Genomic DNA, 15,871 nt, shown 5'->3' with positions numbered 1-15,871 from the left:
CTTTATTCCTCCTTTGTAGTGACCATCTATTATGAAGACTAACATTGCCAATTCTGGGTCAGAAAAGACTCAGTCAGGACGTCCTGCGCGCTTTAACCTAGCCGACTGGATGCCCAAAATAGTGCTAGCACCCACCATGCTTATTGCTATTTTCTGTATCTATGGCTACATGATTTGGAGTGCCGTACTCTCTTTTACGAACTCCCGCATGCTGCCCTCTTACAAATTCGTCGGTTGGGACCAATATGAACGTTTGTTTAACAACGACCGTTGGATAGTGGCATTAACCAACCTAGGGATTTTCGGCAGCCTGTTTATTTTGATCTGTTTATTTCTCGGCATAATGCTCGCCATCTTTCTCGATCAAAAAATCCGTACCGAAGGCGCCCTGCGCACTATTTACCTGTATCCCATGGCCATTTCATTTATCGTCACAGGTACCGCATGGAAATGGTTACTTAACCCGACCAATGGGATTCAAAAGCTGATGATAGACATGGGCTTTGAAAACTTTAAGTTTGACTGGCTAACCAACCCTGACATGGTGGTCTATTGTTTGGTCATCGCCGCTGTATGGCAGGCTTCTGGGTTTGTTATGGCGCTTTTCTTGGCCGGACTTCGAGGCGTAGATGGTGACTTAATTAAAGCCGCTCACCTTGATGGTGCCAGCACTTTTACCACTTATCGCCGTATTATTTTGCCCTCACTAAAACCGGTGTTTTTCAGCGCCTTAGTGATTTTGTCGCATATTGCTATCAAGAGCTTCGACTTGGTTCAAGCCTTGACCAATGGCGGCCCAGGCTACGCCTCTGATTTACCGGCCAACTTCATGTACACCTACACCTTTACTCGCAGCCAAATTGGCATGGGCTCAGCGTCCGCCATGGTTATGTTAGGTTGCATCTTGGCGATCCTAGTACCCTACTTGTACTCTGAGTTACGAGGGAATAAAAATGAAAAATAATAGCACCGCTCGTAACACATCTGGTGTCACGAAACTCTTGCGTATTGCTTTATATTCCGTGCTGTTGATCATGGCGTTTTTCTACCTTATGCCATTGATTATTATGTTACTAACCTCGTTAAAAGACGCGGAAGAAGTGCGCAATGGAACACTGCTATCTTTGCCGGGCTCGTTGAATTTTGATTCCTGGAGCAAAGCTTGGTCTGGCGCTTGTACTGGTAGTACTTGTACCGGCATCTCACCGTATTTTTTAAACTCCTTTAAAATTGTTATTCCGGCAGTCGCAATATCGACCTTGTTGGGTGCAATTAACGGCTACGTGATCTCCCTATGGAAATTCCGTGGCAGCAATTTATTTTTTGCGGCCTTGCTACTCGGTTGCTTCATTCCCTTTCAAGTCGTGTTACTGCCTATGGCGCAAACCTTAGGCTGGTTAGGCATTGCCAGTTCGACCACAGGGTTAATCTTTGTGCATGTGGTCTACGGTGTTGCTTTCACTACCCTGTTCTTCCGTAATTTTTACCAGTCCATTCCTGGCGAACTGGTGAAAGCCGCACGTCTTGATGGCGCTGGGTTCTTCACGATTTTCTATCGCATTATTTTGCCCGTCTCTACGCCGATTATTGTGGTGACTGTGATTTGGCAATTTACACAAATCTGGAATGACTTCTTGTTTGGTGTCGCCTTTTCTGGCTTTGACTCTCAACCGGTTACGGTTGCACTCAACAACTTGGTGAACACCAGTTTTGGTGGCAAAGAATACAACGTGGATATGGCCGCTGCGATCATCGCTGCCTTGCCGACCATTGTCGTGTATGTCTTCGCAGGAAAATATTTTGTGCGCGGCCTAACCGCCGGTGCCGTCAAAGGCTAACCAAGATACCCGCGCCTACACCTTTTCACTGCGCGGGTAATATAGACTGAATTTGGAGTAATAACATGGCAAACCTAACCATAGATAACGTTAAAAAAAGCTACGGCAAAACAGAAATCCTAAAGGGTATTAACATCTCCATCGAGGCGGGTGAATTTCTTATCTTAGTGGGACCATCAGGTTGCGGTAAATCGACCCTCATGAACTCTATCGCCGGATTGGAAGAAGTTACTGAAGGGCGCATTTTAATCGCCGATAAAGACGTCACCTACACCAGCCCGAAAGACCGCGACATTGCTATGGTTTTTCAATCCTACGCGCTCTACCCTAATATGACGGTTGAGCAAAACATCTCGTTTGGCTTAGAAATGCGCAAAGTCCCGAAAGCAGAACGGGACACAGAGATACAACGGGTCGCAGAACTGCTGCAGATCAGCCACTTATTGGATCGCAAACCTGCTCAGTTATCGGGTGGACAACGTCAGCGTGTCGCCATGGGACGGGCGCTAGCGCGTCGTCCTCAGCTTTACTTATTTGACGAGCCACTGTCTAACCTTGATGCCAAATTGCGCGTCGAAATGCGTACCGAAATTAAAAAATTACACAAAAAATTGGGCACAACCATAGTCTATGTAACCCACGATCAAATCGAAGCGATGACGCTCGCTGACCGTATTGCCGTCATGAAAGATGGCGAGGTACAACAGCTAGGCACACCACAAGAGATTTATGACAATCCGGCAAACTTATTTGTCGCAGGGTTTATGGGATCTCCGGCAATGAACTTCATCCCAGCAAAGGTCATCGAGCAGAATGGCACGCCGATGCTAGAGTTGGCAGCCCATCGCACCTCCGCCATCCCATTTCCTAGACCAGATTCATTAACTCAGCGTATCGGAGAAACCGTTTTGCTTGGCCTTCGCCCTGAAATGATCACTGAGCCTCAACCACACAAAGAAGGCCAAGAATTTGTCATGACCACAGGCGTTGAAGTGGAAGTCACAGAGCCAATGGGAGCCGATACCATGATCATCACTCGCATCAATGATGCCGAGATAAATTGTCGCTCTAACCCGGGTTACCTTGCGGAATCAGGCAGTGTCATCGATATGATGTTTGATACATCTAAAGCGGTTATTTTTGACCCGAAAACCGGCCAGCGTTTAGATATCTAATGCTGTTGGCTTCATTTTGATAGTAACTAAGCGTAATTTTTGCCAACCTTCGGGTTGGCTTTTTTTATGTTAGCTTCCTGTTATTACTTATCTTTTTCCTGCCGCTAAACAAACCTCGCCCTCTTTACACCATTGTGTCTCGAATTCGTCGTCTATTTACGTTACCTTGCCTATAAATCTTCTACGCGCCTTATCAAGACTTTAAAGGAAGCAAGACATGAAACGGCTCTCACACGTTATCAAACATCTCATCATTTTTAGTGTTATCGCTCTCATCGCAGGTTGTACCGTAATGACTCCGCGGCAGCCAGATTGGCAGCCTGACAAGGAATACCATCTGACTATTTTACACACCAATGATCACCATGGGCATTTCTGGAAAAACCGCCAAGGTGAGTACGGCATGGCGGCCCGCAAAACCTTAGTCGATAACATTCGTGAAGAAGTGGCTCTTGATGATGGTCACCTACTGTTGCTCTCGGGTGGCGATATTAATACAGGGGTGCCTGAGTCGGATTTGCAAAACGCAGAGCCAGATTTTAAAGGCATGCGTCTACTCGGCTACGACGCTATGGCGATCGGTAATCATGAGTTCGACAACCCTCTGGCGGTTCTAAGAGAACAACAAGCTTGGGCTGGTTTTCCATTCCTATCGGCCAATGTATTTGATGAGAAAACTGGCAAACCATTGTTTCAAGCTTATAAAATTTTCCAAGAAGGTGACCTTAAAGTGGCTGTGGTTGGCTTCACCACAGACGATACGGTCAAGCAAGGCAACCCAGAAAACCTAAAAGGCGTCGAAATTCGCTCTCCGATCGAGGTCGCCAAAAAGCTGATTCCTAAACTCGCTGAGCAAGCCGATCTCATCATCGCGGTGACTCATATGGGTCATTATGATAATGGTCAGCACGGTAGCAACGCCCCAGGGGATGTAGCACTCGCCCGAGCTGTACCTGGTATTGATGTTATTGTTGGAGGTCACTCTCAAGACCCATTATTCAAGCCTGACGTACAAAATGGCACCTTGATTCTGCAAGCGCATGAGTGGGGGAAATACTTAGGTCGCCTTGATCTTATGATTAAAAACGGCGCCATTGAATCTTCTCACTACCAGTTAATTCCAATTAACTTACAGAAGAAAAGCGTAACCAAAAAAGACATCAGCCAACGGGTTCTGCTGGATGACAAAATCGCCGAAGATCCCAGCATGATTGCCTTGCTGACCCCATATCAAGATAAAGGCCAAAAAGAGCTCAGCGTTAAGCTAGGTAAGGCAGAAGGACGCTTTATTGGTGATCGTCACAGTGTGCGTTATCGCGCTACCAATTTAGGCAACTTAATTACCCGTGCCATGATGGAAAAGACCAAGGCTGACATTGGTATTATGAACTCAGGAGGCATTCGAGATGATCTGCCAAAAGGCATTATTACCTACAAAAGTGTGCTTCAAGTCCAACCGTTTGGCAATCTGGTGTCCTACGTCGACTTTTCCGCACAGGAGCTAACCGACTATTTATCTGCCGTGGCGTCTATTCCGCCTGGTACCGGCGGCTTTGCACAAATTCAAGGAGTATCATTGACGCTCGAAAATGGCCAAGCGACAAACATTAAGGTGGCGGGTCAAGCGCTAGATTCAACTCGTCAGTATCGAGTCGCACTCAATGACTTTTCAGCCAGTGGCGGCGATGGCTACCCTAAAATCACCCAACATCCAGGCTTTGTGAACTCCGGCTACACCGACGCAGATGTCTTGAAAGACTATATCCACAGCCATTCTCCTTTGGCGACACAAGACTACGCGCCAACAGGTGCTATTAAGCGCTAACAACCAAAGCATGTGTTCAGCGTACAAACGAAAAAAAGAGCAGACCACACAGTGAGCTGCTCTTTTTATTTATCTGTGTCTTGCATAAAAACTTACGGTTTTGTATGAGTGTAGGTCAAGGTCCAAGTTAACGGCTTAGGTAATTTCTCCGACTCTAACTTGGCCGTGTACTCCAATGTATTCGCGTCTAACCGCTTCCATGTGTTAGTACGTTTACCACGTTCAGACTCTAATATTACGTCTACTTGATTCGAAGTTTGGTGGAATGTCGCAAAAATATCACGATCATCATCCCCTATTGTTTTAAAACGATTTGCCGTAAGGGGAATCGTCTCTGCTTGCTCTTCGTCACATTGCCACTGCCACTGTGTCGTTTGTGTCGCTAACTGCCATTGATGGCAAATTCTGGCTTCTTTCTCCAAAATGGGTCGAGCCACCATACGCACAAAGAAATTCATTTCTTTGGCAACACTGTCTACCGCAGCATCCAGTTTATCTTGAGTAGTGCCCGCATCCTGCAAGTACCACTGTCCATCTACTGGCGCCGCCAATAGCCCCGAACTGAGCCCCATGAGCAACCCACCTGCTAGCATCCATTGTTTCACCGCTACCTCCTTATTCTTATTGTTAGGTAGTCAAGATGATGCCAGAGAAGTCTCTCATTGTGAGGATCAAAAACGCGCACAATAGCTAACATTAACCGCCACACAAGGCTTAATCAGCAACCGCTTCCGCCTCTTGAGGAACAAGCTCCAATGGCAAACACGAGGCGTTGGCCAACAAGTTTGTCGCGCTTTGAACATCCACTGGACGAGAAAAGTAATAGCCTTGAAAACGTGTACAACCAATGCCAGTCAAAATGTTTTTTTCCTCAACATATTCCACGCCTTCCGCCAGAACGGACAGGTTCATATGGCGGGCCATAGACACTATTGTGTTAATAATGACGTGACTGTTTGGGTCGTGCGATATGTCCCTGACAAACGACTGATCAATTTTCAATTGATCTAGGGGTAAATGCTGTAAGTAGCGAAGGGAAGAATAACCGGTCCCAAAATCATCAATTGAAAAATGCACCTGTTGCTTCTTAAGGCTGCGCATTTTAGCGGCCACAGAGCTAATGCTTTCTACCAGCATGCCTTCCGTGATCTCTAGATCCAACAAACTTGGGTCAATGCAAGTCCGTTCAATCACCTGTTCAATAGTCTCTACAAAACTGTCTTTCGCAAACTGAGAAGGACTGATATTGATGGCCAACGCTTTAAATAATGGCGGCAAACCTGCTTCTTGCCATTTTTTTAGTTGCTGACATGCTGTGTCTAACACCCATTGACCTAACTCAGCAATAAAGCCCGTTTCTTCAGCAATGGGAATAAAACGACTAGGAGGTACTTGGCCAAGCTCTTTACTGTGCCAACGTAATAATGCTTCGAAGCCAAGGATGTTACCGTTGCCGTCTACTTGGGGTTGATACACCAAATAAAACTCATCTCTTTCTAAGGCATAATGCAGCGCTTTTTCCATGGCAAGTCGCTCAGCGACTGAATTTCTCATCTCGTCATTATAGAAGTACAAACTGCCGCGACCACTTTCTTTGGCTTGATACATAGCTGTATCGGCTTTCTGTAGTATGCTCATCGCGTCCGATTGCTCTAACGGAAACAAGCTAATACCAATACTCGCGCTTAATAATATTTCCGTGTGATTCAAATGAATCGGCCGACTCAATGCCGTTAATATTTCATTGGCCAAGCGCGTGACTTTTTCCCTTGCCTTCTCATCATCCGAAGACAAATCAGGCAATAAAGCGACAAATTCATCCCCACCGATACGAGCCACCATATCTTGCTCAGACAATAAGGCCTGCACTCGTTTTGCCGTTCGTACCAAGACTGTGTCACCCGCATGATGCCCGAATGAATCATTAACATTTTTAAAACGATCCAGGTCGATAAACAACAGACCACCAATCACTCCAAGGTGTGTGGCGTTATCAACGGCCTGTTCCAGTCGTTCATTGAAAAAGCGTCGGTTAGGAAGTTCTGTCAACGCATCGTAATAGGCCAGATACTTCACTTTTTCCTGATCTTTTTTACGCTCTGTAATGTCTCGCATAGAAGCTAAGAAGTGAGGCTTGCCATCAAGAGAAATAACATTGCTACGTACTTCTACAGGAATATAGTGACCATCACTGCGTAAAAATTCGCTTTCAAAGACTTGAACCTCTTCTGCTTCCTTGAAGTCCACAGCAACTGACGGCAGCCGATGCCTTGGATCAATATCCTGAATATTTAGGGTTAATAATGCATCTTGGTCATAACCCAATAAATAACAAGCTTCACTATTACAGTCTAAAATACGGCCTTTCAAATTCGCCAGTAGCATACACTCGCTAGACTGATGCAACACAGCTTTAAAATATGCTTCGCTCTTTTCTAATTTATTTTCAACATACTTCTGTTGGTGCCATAAGGCTAAAAATGTTCTCGCCAAAACCCCCAGCTCATCATTGCGTGAAGCTTCTTCGAACTTCAAAGTATCATTACCCAAGGTGTTATCACTTAATAAAGACAGCTTTGCAATGAAGCGATTTAATGGGCGAGATGTTTGTAGGTAAAACAACGTCATCATCGCTACACCAAATAGCAATGTCATGACTAATATGGTGCCCATTAACCGTAAGCTACGCGACACAAAGCTGCTAGTAACCGCGCCCACATCCACAACGCCAATAACGGTACCAACTGTTAGCTGGTTATCGTACTGCAGGGGAAATTCGAGATTTTTTGTTAAGTCACTGAATAAAAACTCTGATATCCATTGAAAAGGCGACGCTTTCGCAGGTCGATATAAATACGCGAGTTGATTATCTAAATCATCTTTTAGGGTCACCTCACGAAACACATTCGACTGAATTAACCCCGTTAATATTTGCTCGGCAAGTCTGGAATTTAGTGTGTATGCCGCTTCTGTAGTCGCACTTTCTACCGCATTGAAGGCCGCTGTAATACGCTGATGAATACTGGCCTTTTCTTCTCGCCAATCCGAGAAGATCTGAAATGAACTCATGACGACACTCAACAATAACATCAAGCCCAATGCCCACTTGGCTTGCTTATAAGAGAGCCTCTTACGAAGTGCTAACATGCTACTTTTCTCCTTCATGTTACTGCACCGTCGCAGGGCGATAACGCCCAACAATAGCTTGCCACTCGCCGTTTTTCCTCACTTCATCTAATCCTTTATCTAAAATGTCACGCCATTTCTCGGCATTTGGATACTGCTTACTAAAGCACACCGTGTAATAGTGCTTCGTTAAATCACTCACCTCATAGAAACTTAATTGATCTTCTATGCCCAACCGACGAGCCTCAAACTCTGCACCAGCTCGCGCCGTGAGAAACACATTCTGATCACGATGCAAAAGTAAGTTAAGACCCTGCTCCACACTGCCGACGGTGTGGTAAGCAATATGAGCTTGCTCTAATAATGTTGCTTGAGCCCAGCCATTCATCGCCATAGTTTGCTCAGTTTTAGCAATACTCATTGGATAAGCACCGGCCTCAAAATACCCGTTACGTGTAACAAACACACTGGGAAATTGGCTAATTTTCTGGGAAAAGAATGCGAATTTTTTTCTAGATAGTAAGGGTCGACAAGACACTGCGCCCAACCCAACCCCTGCCGCTACATTTCTCATGCTGCGCTTCCACGGCATCAATTGGAACGTCACCGTTACCCCTTGAGTGGCATACGCTTGACGAACTAGATCTACATCCATGCCATATACTGCTTGCCCCTTATTCTCGCTCTCTGTCGCGGGCATTATGGATGCGTCAATCATATAGGGAGGGAAGTGCACGCCATATAAGACAATGTGTTGTGTCTTTGCGCTGGCACCTTGGCAACACAGCCCTATTATCAGTAACAAACCATTTATCATAGATTTATTAAGATACTTCATGCCAGAAACTTCCTTCTATCTCATTAATCTAACAATACTTCCATGAGCTACATGCATGACATCCAATATGACTGATAAATAACCGACGCTCAAGTCTAAGGCACAGATTATTACCAACAATGCGAGAAAATTAGGGACAACTTAAATATTAGCCAAAAAAAAATCAGCCGTAGCTGATTTTCTTAAACAAAAAATTTTCTGTTAGACAGTTAAAGAAGGCAAAAAATTCCTCTTTCTTAATTACTCACCATCAAACAGTGCTTTGCGTTGTAGCTCAATAATTTCAGCGATCCCTTTGCGAGCCACTGCCAACATGCCTACCATGTGCTCATCGCTAAACGCTTCACCTTCAGCTGTTCCTTGGATCTCAATAAAGCCGCCTTTATCATTCATAATAACGTTCATGTCTGTTTCTGCATTAGAGTCTTCAGGGTAATCCAAATCTAAAACCGGCACCCCTTTATAAACACCAACTGAAATGGCCGCGATTTGCGAAACGATGGGGTTTTGTTTGATCTTTTTGTTTTCAACAAGCACACGCATTGCGTCCGCTAACGCAACAAAGCCGCCGGTAATAGATGCGGTGCGAGTACCGCCGTCTGCTTGAATCACATCACAATCAATCGTGATGGTATGTTCGCCAAGCTTTTTAAGATCCACTGCGGCACGTAAAGAGCGGCCAATCAAACGTTGGATCTCAACCGTGCGACCATTTTGCTTACCACGTGCTGCTTCGCGGTCCATACGGTTTCCTGTTGAGCGTGGCAACATACCGTATTCCGCTGTAATCCAACCTTGGCCCTTACCTTTCAAGAAACGTGGTACGCCATTGACCACAGTTGCGGTACAAATAACCTTAGTATCACCACACTCGATCAATACTGACCCTTCGGCATGTTTGGTAAAGTTGCGTGTGATTTTCAGGGGGCGTAATTGGTCTGCTTCTCTTCCGCTCGGACGCATATTTGTCTCTCTATTAGTTGAACCATTGCAAAGCGCCAATTATAACGAACCTACACAAAATTGCGCCCCTTCCCTATGAAACTATTACTCATCAGGTACACTATTCGCTCGGGCTTTTTCGGCTCTTTTATCAATATGCTATTTAATTTTGGGTATTTAACATGACTGCAAGCATGACCGCCTTCTCTCGCCAAGAAGCTGTATACGATTGGGGCACCATCAGCTGGGAAATTCGCTCAGTAAACCAACGTTACCTAGAGCCACATTTTCGCTTACCTGAGAGCTTTCGTGAACTTGAATTTGCCTTTCGTGATGTGCTGCGCAAAAAACTCAATCGCGGGAAATTAGAGTGTCAGTTGCGCTTTCAAGCCGTCGACAAAGCCGCGTCTAGCCTTAATATCAATGCCAACAATGCCCAAGCATTAGCAACAGCCATCAATGAATTAGGCACTTGGTTTAAAGACTTAAATCCAGCTAACCCACTCGAAGTATTACAATGGCCCGGCATTTTGGATAACGAAGGCAACGACTTCGATATGATGAAAAAGGCCGTTAGTGAACTCTTTCAAAAAGGGGTCGAAGAGCTGATTCAAGTACGCTTACGCGAAGGCGAACAACTGAAAGCCATCATCGAACAACGTCTAGACGCCATCGACCAAATTGTCGTAGACGTGCAAGCCAAATTGCCAGAAATCATCGCCGCACAAAAACAAAACCTGATCGACAAACTCGAAGCCGCCAAAGCCGACCTCGACCCCATGCGCGTAGAAGCCGAAATCGTCCTACTGGCACAAAAAGCCGATGTAGCCGAAGAGCTGGATCGCCTTGCCACACACACTAAAGAAGTCCGTCGTCAGCTACAACAAAAAGGCCCAATCGGCCGCCGCCTCGACTTCCTCATGCAAGAACTCAACCGCGAAGCCAACACTCTTTCCTCAAAATCCATCGTCGTTGAAACCACCCAAAGCGCCGTAGAGTTGAAAGTTCTGATTGAACAAATGAGAGAACAGATCCAGAATATTGAATAATCAATAAAACGAAAGGTGGCGTAATGCTGGACAGAGAGAATCTAACACAAGCAATAAAACAGCTGATGCCAACGGTTCGGCTAGTCTATTTGTTTGGCTCTCAAGCAGACGGCAGCGCCGCGCCTTCAAGTGATATAGATATTGCCGTGCTGCTTAAGAAAAAATTAGATCCAGTAGCACGTTTCGACCTAGAGCAAACCCTTGCCATCAAACTCGATAAGGATGTCGACTTGGTAGACTTATTAACCGCCTCAACGGTCTTACAGAACCAAGTCATCATGAATGGCGAGCTACTTTTCGGCAGCGAGAGCGAACAGGCTAAGTTTGAAATGCAGATCATGTCCATGTATCAGCATTTGAACGAGGAACGAGCTGACATTTTGCAGGAATACTTGAAATGAATGACTTAATTATCAATAAGTTAGCAACGATTGACCGCTGTTTGAAACGCATTCGAGAAGTTTACTCTCTGCAAGAGAGCAGTTCGATACCGATTACACCAGCCAAGATTCTATAATCCTGAACCTTCAGCGCGCCTGCGAAGCAAGCATTGATGCCGCTAATATACTTAACAAGCAGCACCAAACAGGCATCCCCCAAAGCAGCCGCGACAGCTTTGAATTACTCAAAAAAGCTGGCTTTATTTCTGCCCCACTAGCCCTAAGCCTTCAGAAAATGGTCGGGCTTCGCAATATTGCCGTGCATGACTATCAAACACTTAACTTAGAGATAGTGAAGCATGTAGTGGAGCATAGGCTGAGTGACTTTGAAGAGTTTGTTGAGGCCGTTAAAAAAACAGCTTAGTCCACTACTGTCCGTTGCTCATCATAAGCTAAGTTCATTAGGCTACGACTCAGCTCAATTAATTTCTGGCCTGTTGTATAACATACAATAAGCTCCATAGGATCAAGATAGAAACAACGAATTGGTGGGTAATCTTCATCGAGAATGGCTCCTTTTTCACCTCGCTCTATCATATGAACAGAATGAAAAGGGCCACTTCCTGGAAACACAAAGGCGTTCCCCACCTCAGCATTTTGAGCATAAACCTTTAAGGCTTTGGCATAAAAAAACTGCTTTACGATATCTGTAGTGGCATAGTGAATTTGGCCACCTGATTAGAGATGATAAAACCATCTCATAACTTTACAGGTGAACAAATGACTAAACCAAGAAAACCTAATTTTAGCCCTGAATTCCGTTTAGAAGCGGCACAGCTTGTTACAGAACAAAATTATAGTGTTGCAGAAGCGGCTGAAGCGATGGGAGTGGGCAAATCCACTATGGATAAATGGGTGAGACAACTCCGCTCAGAGATCCGTGGTGAATCTACCCATCCAGACGCTCAAATTTATAGTATTGATATTCGCTCACGATGACCTTGCTATGTATTTATTGTGAATTGAAAAGTTTGTTTTAATAAAGGCAGTACCTGTACCGTTCTACCAATAGGTTCCGTGTTTAAAAAACGCCTTGGATCAATGCTCACAAATCCCCAAAACTGTAAAAATCGCTCAATAAACCGTGATTCGATGAGCATGCTTAGGTTTCTTTCCGGCGAGAAATAATTATCTGCTGGGAAACCCTGTAGTAAGTCGGGGAAAGCTGTCATCACTTCTTCTACCAATTGATCCACCTTGTTGTGGCTTTGAATGCGCCACAACATAAACAGCCAAAAGGTTCGCAAGTCGGCATCAAACTCAAAACCGTCCAAATAGCCCCAATTATATTTGCTGATGGCGGCCTCTAACATAGGTTTGAAAAAGGTCTGTATGCCTAGCGCTTGATACTGTTTTTGCGCTGATTTTTTTACATGGTAGCGACCACTGCGCCGATAAATAATGCCACTAATTTCGGCTAGCACTCGGCTGTAGTGCAAGGCATTGAACTTGTCTTCGTTGCTGCCCGCAAACTCACTGATACTTATATCACGTTCGAATTGAGCAACGGCAAACTCAGGCAATAACTCACTGGCCTGTTTGACTAATTTAGCCGGTAAGTTACCTTTACTGGTCGCTTTGAAGGAGCCTTCTTGGGCCATGGCCTCATCAAGAATGAGAGCTAAATAGCGCATCACTGGGCTGGCTGAGAGAGAGTTGGGTGTGCTGATTGTCACCCACTGTAATTCAGCAAAAGGCGCATACAGCCAATTGGCCATTTGCGTTGGCGTTACACCACAAAAATCGGGATGAGGTTGATTATTACGATCCTGAACTTTGTGTTGTAAAGCAGCATTGAGTTCATCAAGGCTCGAATTTGGGTTCATTGCCAGCATGGTTTCAACATCATCGAAGACTTGGGCATGTTGCTTGGAAACGCTGCCCATACAACAACGTTTAAATTTTTTACCACTGCCACAATGGCAAGGATCGTTACGACCGAGCTTCATAGCTGTCCCTTCTTATTGTTATAGAAAAAGCGCTGCATTTTCCTGTTTGCGCTGATCCAATGTCTTAGCAATCGCAGACACTGTTGTTTTACTGATCCCTTGCTGCTGTGCCAGATACGTAAATTGGCTGATGGCTTCTGCAACTTCTTCAATGACTTGCCTTGCATCATTCCAATTCGAAAAGCCAGCACTGGTAGCAAGTTTTTGCATCACCTTAAGCGGTGGCGCTTTGCCATAACCTCCGAAAGCAGTGGCGTGTTCGTTGAATGGATGTGGGCTGTAGGTAACATCGTAAAAAGGTGCAGGATCCCATTGACCGTCATCCGCTTGCAAAAACGCCCAGTTTTTACTGTGGTCGTCTTGATTAGACGACAGTAGATTAAAAACGGCGCGGCGAAATTGCAGCTGCCCGGCGGCTGGTGATTTACACAACTGACGGCTGGCTTTAATCAAATCAATGTAATCTAAACTTGGCGTTCGAAAGTCTGCATCCAGTAGCCCGCAAGCGCTGTGCATATGCAGGCGACCTGAACTGCGATTACCGCTTAAATTGGTCTGTTGAGTGACATAATCAAAACGCTTAAGCGCCAACCAGGCAGACGCACCGCTTGTAGGTGGTGCTTCAATGAGTTGCCATAGCGGTGGTTGACACTTAGCTTGTTCAGCCATTTGTAAATAGACCGCCTCGCACAAACCTTCTTCATGGCCGAGTGCGAGATTTTTAGAAGTAAATTTAATCAGCCACGCTTCATCACCAGGCTTTGCAAAGGTTCGACAATGCTGAGTTTCTCCAGTAGGCATATAAATTTGTGCCTTAGGTCTTGCCCCACCCGAACTACCGCCAGCGACTAATGCGGCCAACACCTGTTGCGTATGTCCATCTAACTCATCGTGATTATCATCAATATAATCTGACATCGAAGAATCGAACAGCGTTTGTGCTTCTAAGCCCAAGGTTGCTAAATCAATATCCGCATGCGTGGTGGCTGAAAACTCAGACACCGGAGAAAAAGACAATGCTCCCATGCCTTTATCACCGACAAAGGCCAGTCTATCCATCGCCGTTAATTGATTAGGTAGGATGCCCTTTTGCCGAAAAATACGATCTTGTAACAGCATGCCCCAGCCATCGGGCAAACAATCTCCAAATACGCCATGTACACCTTGGTGCGGCGCTTTAGGTGCAGCTTGAACTTGCGTATTCGCTTGCAAGGTAAACGGTGATAAATTGCCAAACTGCTGTGAATAGCTGTCTGCATACTGAAAAAAAACGCCTTGCCGATTCTGCGCCAAGACTCCAACAGAGATCTGCTCACCTGAGCTTAGCGTACGAGTAACATTAAGCTTCTGAATCGGTTTAAAACTCATCTTTTAGCACCTCATCAATACTCGTGGGCATAGCAGCGCGTTCTTTGCTAGGTTGTGTGAGCTGATAAAGCCTATCTAGCGAATCAAGGGTCTGCCATAACAACAGCAATTGGCGAAATGAAATTTGCCCAGTCAGCTCAAATTTCTTAATGGTGGCCGCAGGCACGCAGCTTCGCTCAGCAAGCGCCGCTCGTGACAGCTTTGCCTGCTTGCGTAACTCACGTAAATAAGCCGCATAGGCTTGGCTTACATCGGCATCATCAAGTAAGGTAAAATTCATCCGCAAAGACCGAGTGGATACAGTTATATCCATTATAGCGAAATAAAACAGAAATTGGATACTATTGTATCCACCAACGGATGAGGTGTTGAAAAATCACTCGATAAAGCCCTTCAAAACTGCTATGTTTTAGCTCTAACAGCAGCATAAAAACGGCACTGTTTTTCCATTGCTAACCACTAAGATTTAGTAAAAGCCATAGGCAAGTGGTGGGCAGTTTGGTGGGCAAACAGGCATTTTTGAACGGTTTATTTTCGATAACTCATTGAGTTTGTTAGGGTCTAGGCCGCTACTCAATGAGCAGATCCAAAATATTGAATAATCAATAAAACGAAAGGTGGCGTAATGCTGGACAGAGAGAATCTAACACAAGCAATAAAACAGCTGATGCCAACGGTTCGGCTAGTCTATTTGTTTGGCTCTCAAGCAGACGGCAATGCCGCGCCTTCAAGTGATATAGATATTGCCGTGCTGCTTAAGAAAAAATTAGATCCAGTAGCACGTTTCGACCTAGAGCAAACCCTTGCCATCAAACTCGATAAGGATGTCGACTTGGTAGACTTATTAACCGCCTCAACGGTCTTACAGAACCAAGTCATCATGAATGGCGAGCTGCTTTTCGGTAGCGGAAACGAGCAAACTAAGTTTGAAATGCAGGTCATGTCCATGTATCAACACTTGAATGAAGAGCGAGCGGATATTCTGCAGGAGTACTTGAAATGAATGACTTAATTATCAATAAGTTAGCAACGATTGACCGCTGTTTGAAACGCATTCGAGAAGTTTACTCTCTGCAAGAGAGCAGTTCGATACCGATTACACCAGCCAAGATTCTATAATCCTGAACCTTCAGCGCGCCTGCGAAGCAAGCATTGATGCCGCTAATATACTTAACAAGCAGCACCAAACAGGCATCCCCCAAAGCAGCCGCGACAGCTTTGAATTACTCAAAAAAGCTGGCTTTATTTCTGCCCCACTAGCCCTAAGCCTTCAGAAAATGGTCGGGCTTCGCAATATTGCCGTGCATGACTATCAAACACT

At 45.2% G+C, this 15,871-nt stretch carries 17 protein-coding genes and 1 pseudogene; 10 read left to right on the top strand and 8 right to left on the bottom strand.

Translation table 11 applies throughout. The features are described 5' to 3' along the window. Window positions 1-31 precede the first annotated feature (31 nt). The 4 genes from DFP81_RS16635 to ushA all read left to right on the top strand — a co-directional run bounded on the left by DFP81_RS16635 (window position 32) and on the right by ushA (window position 4,838). Window positions 32-964 (top strand): carbohydrate ABC transporter permease, encoded by a 933-nt coding sequence (locus DFP81_RS16635; RefSeq protein WP_115899013.1) that lies wholly within the window; start codon window positions 32-34, stop codon window positions 962-964. After that, on the top strand, window positions 954-1,838 hold the full coding sequence (locus DFP81_RS16630; protein WP_115899012.1) for a carbohydrate ABC transporter permease: 885 nt from the start codon (window positions 954-956) through the stop codon (window positions 1,836-1,838). The genes DFP81_RS16635 and DFP81_RS16630 overlap by 11 nt, the downstream gene beginning before the upstream one ends. Before the next feature lie 65 nt (window positions 1,839-1,903). After that, window positions 1,904-3,013, top strand: a complete 1,110-nt coding sequence (locus DFP81_RS16625; RefSeq protein WP_115899011.1) for an ABC transporter ATP-binding protein — start codon at window positions 1,904-1,906, stop codon at window positions 3,011-3,013. Window positions 3,014-3,230: 217 nt separating this feature from the next. After that, window positions 3,231-4,838 carry a bifunctional UDP-sugar hydrolase/5'-nucleotidase UshA gene (ushA, locus tag DFP81_RS16620; RefSeq protein ID WP_115899010.1) on the top strand — a complete coding sequence of 536 codons (1,608 nt, stop codon included), beginning with the start codon at window positions 3,231-3,233 and terminating at the stop codon, window positions 4,836-4,838. A 92-nt stretch (window positions 4,839-4,930) separates the two neighbouring features. Here ushA and DFP81_RS16615 read toward each other — a convergent pair whose 3' ends face one another. The 4 genes from DFP81_RS16615 to rph all read right to left on the bottom strand — a co-directional run bounded on the left by DFP81_RS16615 (window position 4,931) and on the right by rph (window position 9,765). Continuing rightward, entirely contained in the window at window positions 4,931-5,443 is a 513-nt protein-coding gene (locus DFP81_RS16615; RefSeq protein WP_245959200.1) for a hypothetical protein, read from the bottom strand. 109 nt (window positions 5,444-5,552) lie between these two features. Next, window positions 5,553-7,985, bottom strand: a complete 2,433-nt coding sequence (locus DFP81_RS16610) for a putative bifunctional diguanylate cyclase/phosphodiesterase (RefSeq protein WP_181903123.1) — start codon at window positions 7,983-7,985, stop codon at window positions 5,553-5,555. Window positions 7,986-8,004: 19 nt separating this feature from the next. Then, complete coding sequence (locus tag DFP81_RS16605; protein WP_115899008.1) at window positions 8,005-8,802, bottom strand: substrate-binding periplasmic protein; 798 nt, start codon at window positions 8,800-8,802, stop codon at window positions 8,005-8,007. 240 nt (window positions 8,803-9,042) lie between these two features. Continuing rightward, window positions 9,043-9,765 (bottom strand): ribonuclease PH, encoded by a 723-nt coding sequence (gene rph / locus DFP81_RS16600; protein ID WP_115899007.1) that lies wholly within the window; start codon window positions 9,763-9,765, stop codon window positions 9,043-9,045. A 161-nt stretch (window positions 9,766-9,926) separates the two neighbouring features. Here rph and DFP81_RS16595 point away from each other — a divergent pair, with 161 nt between their 5' ends. The 3 genes from DFP81_RS16595 (at window position 9,927) to hepT (DFP81_RS18585) (ending at window position 11,597) form a co-directional block, all read left to right on the top strand. Continuing rightward, window positions 9,927-10,793: a YicC/YloC family endoribonuclease gene (locus DFP81_RS16595; RefSeq protein ID WP_115899006.1), complete on the top strand. Its 867-nt coding sequence runs from the start codon at window positions 9,927-9,929 to the stop codon at window positions 10,791-10,793. Window positions 10,794-10,816: 23 nt separating this feature from the next. After that, window positions 10,817-11,194, top strand: coding sequence for a type VII toxin-antitoxin system MntA family adenylyltransferase antitoxin (gene mntA, locus DFP81_RS16590; RefSeq protein ID WP_115899005.1), 378 nt, complete (start codon window positions 10,817-10,819; stop codon window positions 11,192-11,194). A 112-nt stretch (window positions 11,195-11,306) separates the two neighbouring features. Beyond that, window positions 11,307-11,597, top strand: a complete 291-nt coding sequence (gene hepT, locus DFP81_RS18585) for a type VII toxin-antitoxin system HepT family RNase toxin (protein WP_342769968.1) — start codon at window positions 11,307-11,309, stop codon at window positions 11,595-11,597. Here hepT (DFP81_RS18585) and DFP81_RS18135 read toward each other — a convergent pair. Then, entirely contained in the window at window positions 11,594-11,806 is a 213-nt protein-coding gene (locus DFP81_RS18135) for a hypothetical protein (protein WP_147299460.1), read from the bottom strand. The genes hepT (DFP81_RS18585) and DFP81_RS18135 overlap by 4 nt on opposite strands. 147 nt (window positions 11,807-11,953) lie before the next feature. Between DFP81_RS18135 and DFP81_RS16580 the strand changes: the two are divergent. Beyond that, window positions 11,954-12,124, top strand: a pseudogene (locus DFP81_RS16580) (transposase); the annotation flags it as partial. 53 nt (window positions 12,125-12,177) lie between these two features. Here DFP81_RS16580 and DFP81_RS18465 read toward each other — a convergent pair. Genes DFP81_RS18465 through DFP81_RS16565 form a run of 3 tightly spaced genes read right to left on the bottom strand, consistent with a single transcriptional unit; the run spans window position 12,178 to window position 14,863 of the window. Next, window positions 12,178-13,182, bottom strand: a complete 1,005-nt coding sequence (locus tag DFP81_RS18465; protein WP_115899004.1) for a YecA family protein — start codon at window positions 13,180-13,182, stop codon at window positions 12,178-12,180. A gap of 18 nt (window positions 13,183-13,200) precedes the next feature. After that, a complete protein-coding gene (locus tag DFP81_RS16570) occupies window positions 13,201-14,550 on the bottom strand; it encodes a type II toxin-antitoxin system HipA family toxin (RefSeq protein ID WP_115899003.1) in 1,350 nt (449 codons plus the stop codon). Beyond that, window positions 14,540-14,863, bottom strand: coding sequence for a helix-turn-helix domain-containing protein (locus DFP81_RS16565; protein WP_425453671.1), 324 nt, complete (start codon window positions 14,861-14,863; stop codon window positions 14,540-14,542). Before DFP81_RS16565 ends, DFP81_RS16570 begins: the two co-directional genes overlap by 11 nt. Before the next feature lie 312 nt (window positions 14,864-15,175). On the opposite strand from DFP81_RS16565, the gene mntA (DFP81_RS16560) reads away from it, so the two are divergent. Beyond that, a complete protein-coding gene (gene mntA / locus DFP81_RS16560) occupies window positions 15,176-15,553 on the top strand; it encodes a type VII toxin-antitoxin system MntA family adenylyltransferase antitoxin (RefSeq protein ID WP_115899001.1) in 378 nt (125 codons plus the stop codon). 112 nt (window positions 15,554-15,665) lie between these two features. After that, window positions 15,666-15,871 (top strand): type VII toxin-antitoxin system HepT family RNase toxin (gene hepT, locus DFP81_RS18635; protein ID WP_425453673.1); only part of this gene is annotated, 206 nt, incomplete at its 3' end.

The organism is Marinomonas pollencensis, assembly GCF_003387375.1.
Taxonomy (GTDB): domain Bacteria; phylum Pseudomonadota; class Gammaproteobacteria; order Pseudomonadales; family Marinomonadaceae; genus Marinomonas; species Marinomonas pollencensis.
The sequence above is the reverse complement of the archived record's forward strand: the minus strand, read 5'-3'. Positions and strand labels throughout refer to the sequence as shown.

Coding starts and splice junctions, on each gene's coding strand:
- DFP81_RS16635 (WP_115899013.1), top strand. CDS start 32: ATGAAGACTAACATTGCCAATTCTGGGTCAGAAAAGACTCAGTCAGGA.
- DFP81_RS16630 (WP_115899012.1), top strand. CDS start 954: ATGAAAAATAATAGCACCGCTCGTAACACATCTGGTGTCACGAAACTC.
- DFP81_RS16625 (WP_115899011.1), top strand. CDS start 1,904: ATGGCAAACCTAACCATAGATAACGTTAAAAAAAGCTACGGCAAAACA.
- ushA (WP_115899010.1), top strand. CDS start 3,231: ATGAAACGGCTCTCACACGTTATCAAACATCTCATCATTTTTAGTGTT.
- DFP81_RS16610 (WP_181903123.1), bottom strand. CDS start 7,985: ATGTTAGCACTTCGTAAGAGGCTCTCTTATAAGCAAGCCAAGTGGGCA.
- DFP81_RS16605 (WP_115899008.1), bottom strand. CDS start 8,802: ATGAAGTATCTTAATAAATCTATGATAAATGGTTTGTTACTGATAATA.
- rph (WP_115899007.1), bottom strand. CDS start 9,765: ATGCGTCCGAGCGGAAGAGAAGCAGACCAATTACGCCCCCTGAAAATC.
- DFP81_RS16595 (WP_115899006.1), top strand. CDS start 9,927: ATGACTGCAAGCATGACCGCCTTCTCTCGCCAAGAAGCTGTATACGAT.
- mntA (WP_115899005.1), top strand. CDS start 10,817: ATGCTGGACAGAGAGAATCTAACACAAGCAATAAAACAGCTGATGCCA.
- DFP81_RS18465 (WP_115899004.1), bottom strand. CDS start 13,182: ATGAAGCTCGGTCGTAACGATCCTTGCCATTGTGGCAGTGGTAAAAAA.
- DFP81_RS16570 (WP_115899003.1), bottom strand. CDS start 14,550: ATGAGTTTTAAACCGATTCAGAAGCTTAATGTTACTCGTACGCTAAGC.
- DFP81_RS16565 (WP_425453671.1), bottom strand. CDS start 14,863: ATGGATATAACTGTATCCACTCGGTCTTTGCGGATGAATTTTACCTTA.
- mntA (WP_115899001.1), top strand. CDS start 15,176: ATGCTGGACAGAGAGAATCTAACACAAGCAATAAAACAGCTGATGCCA.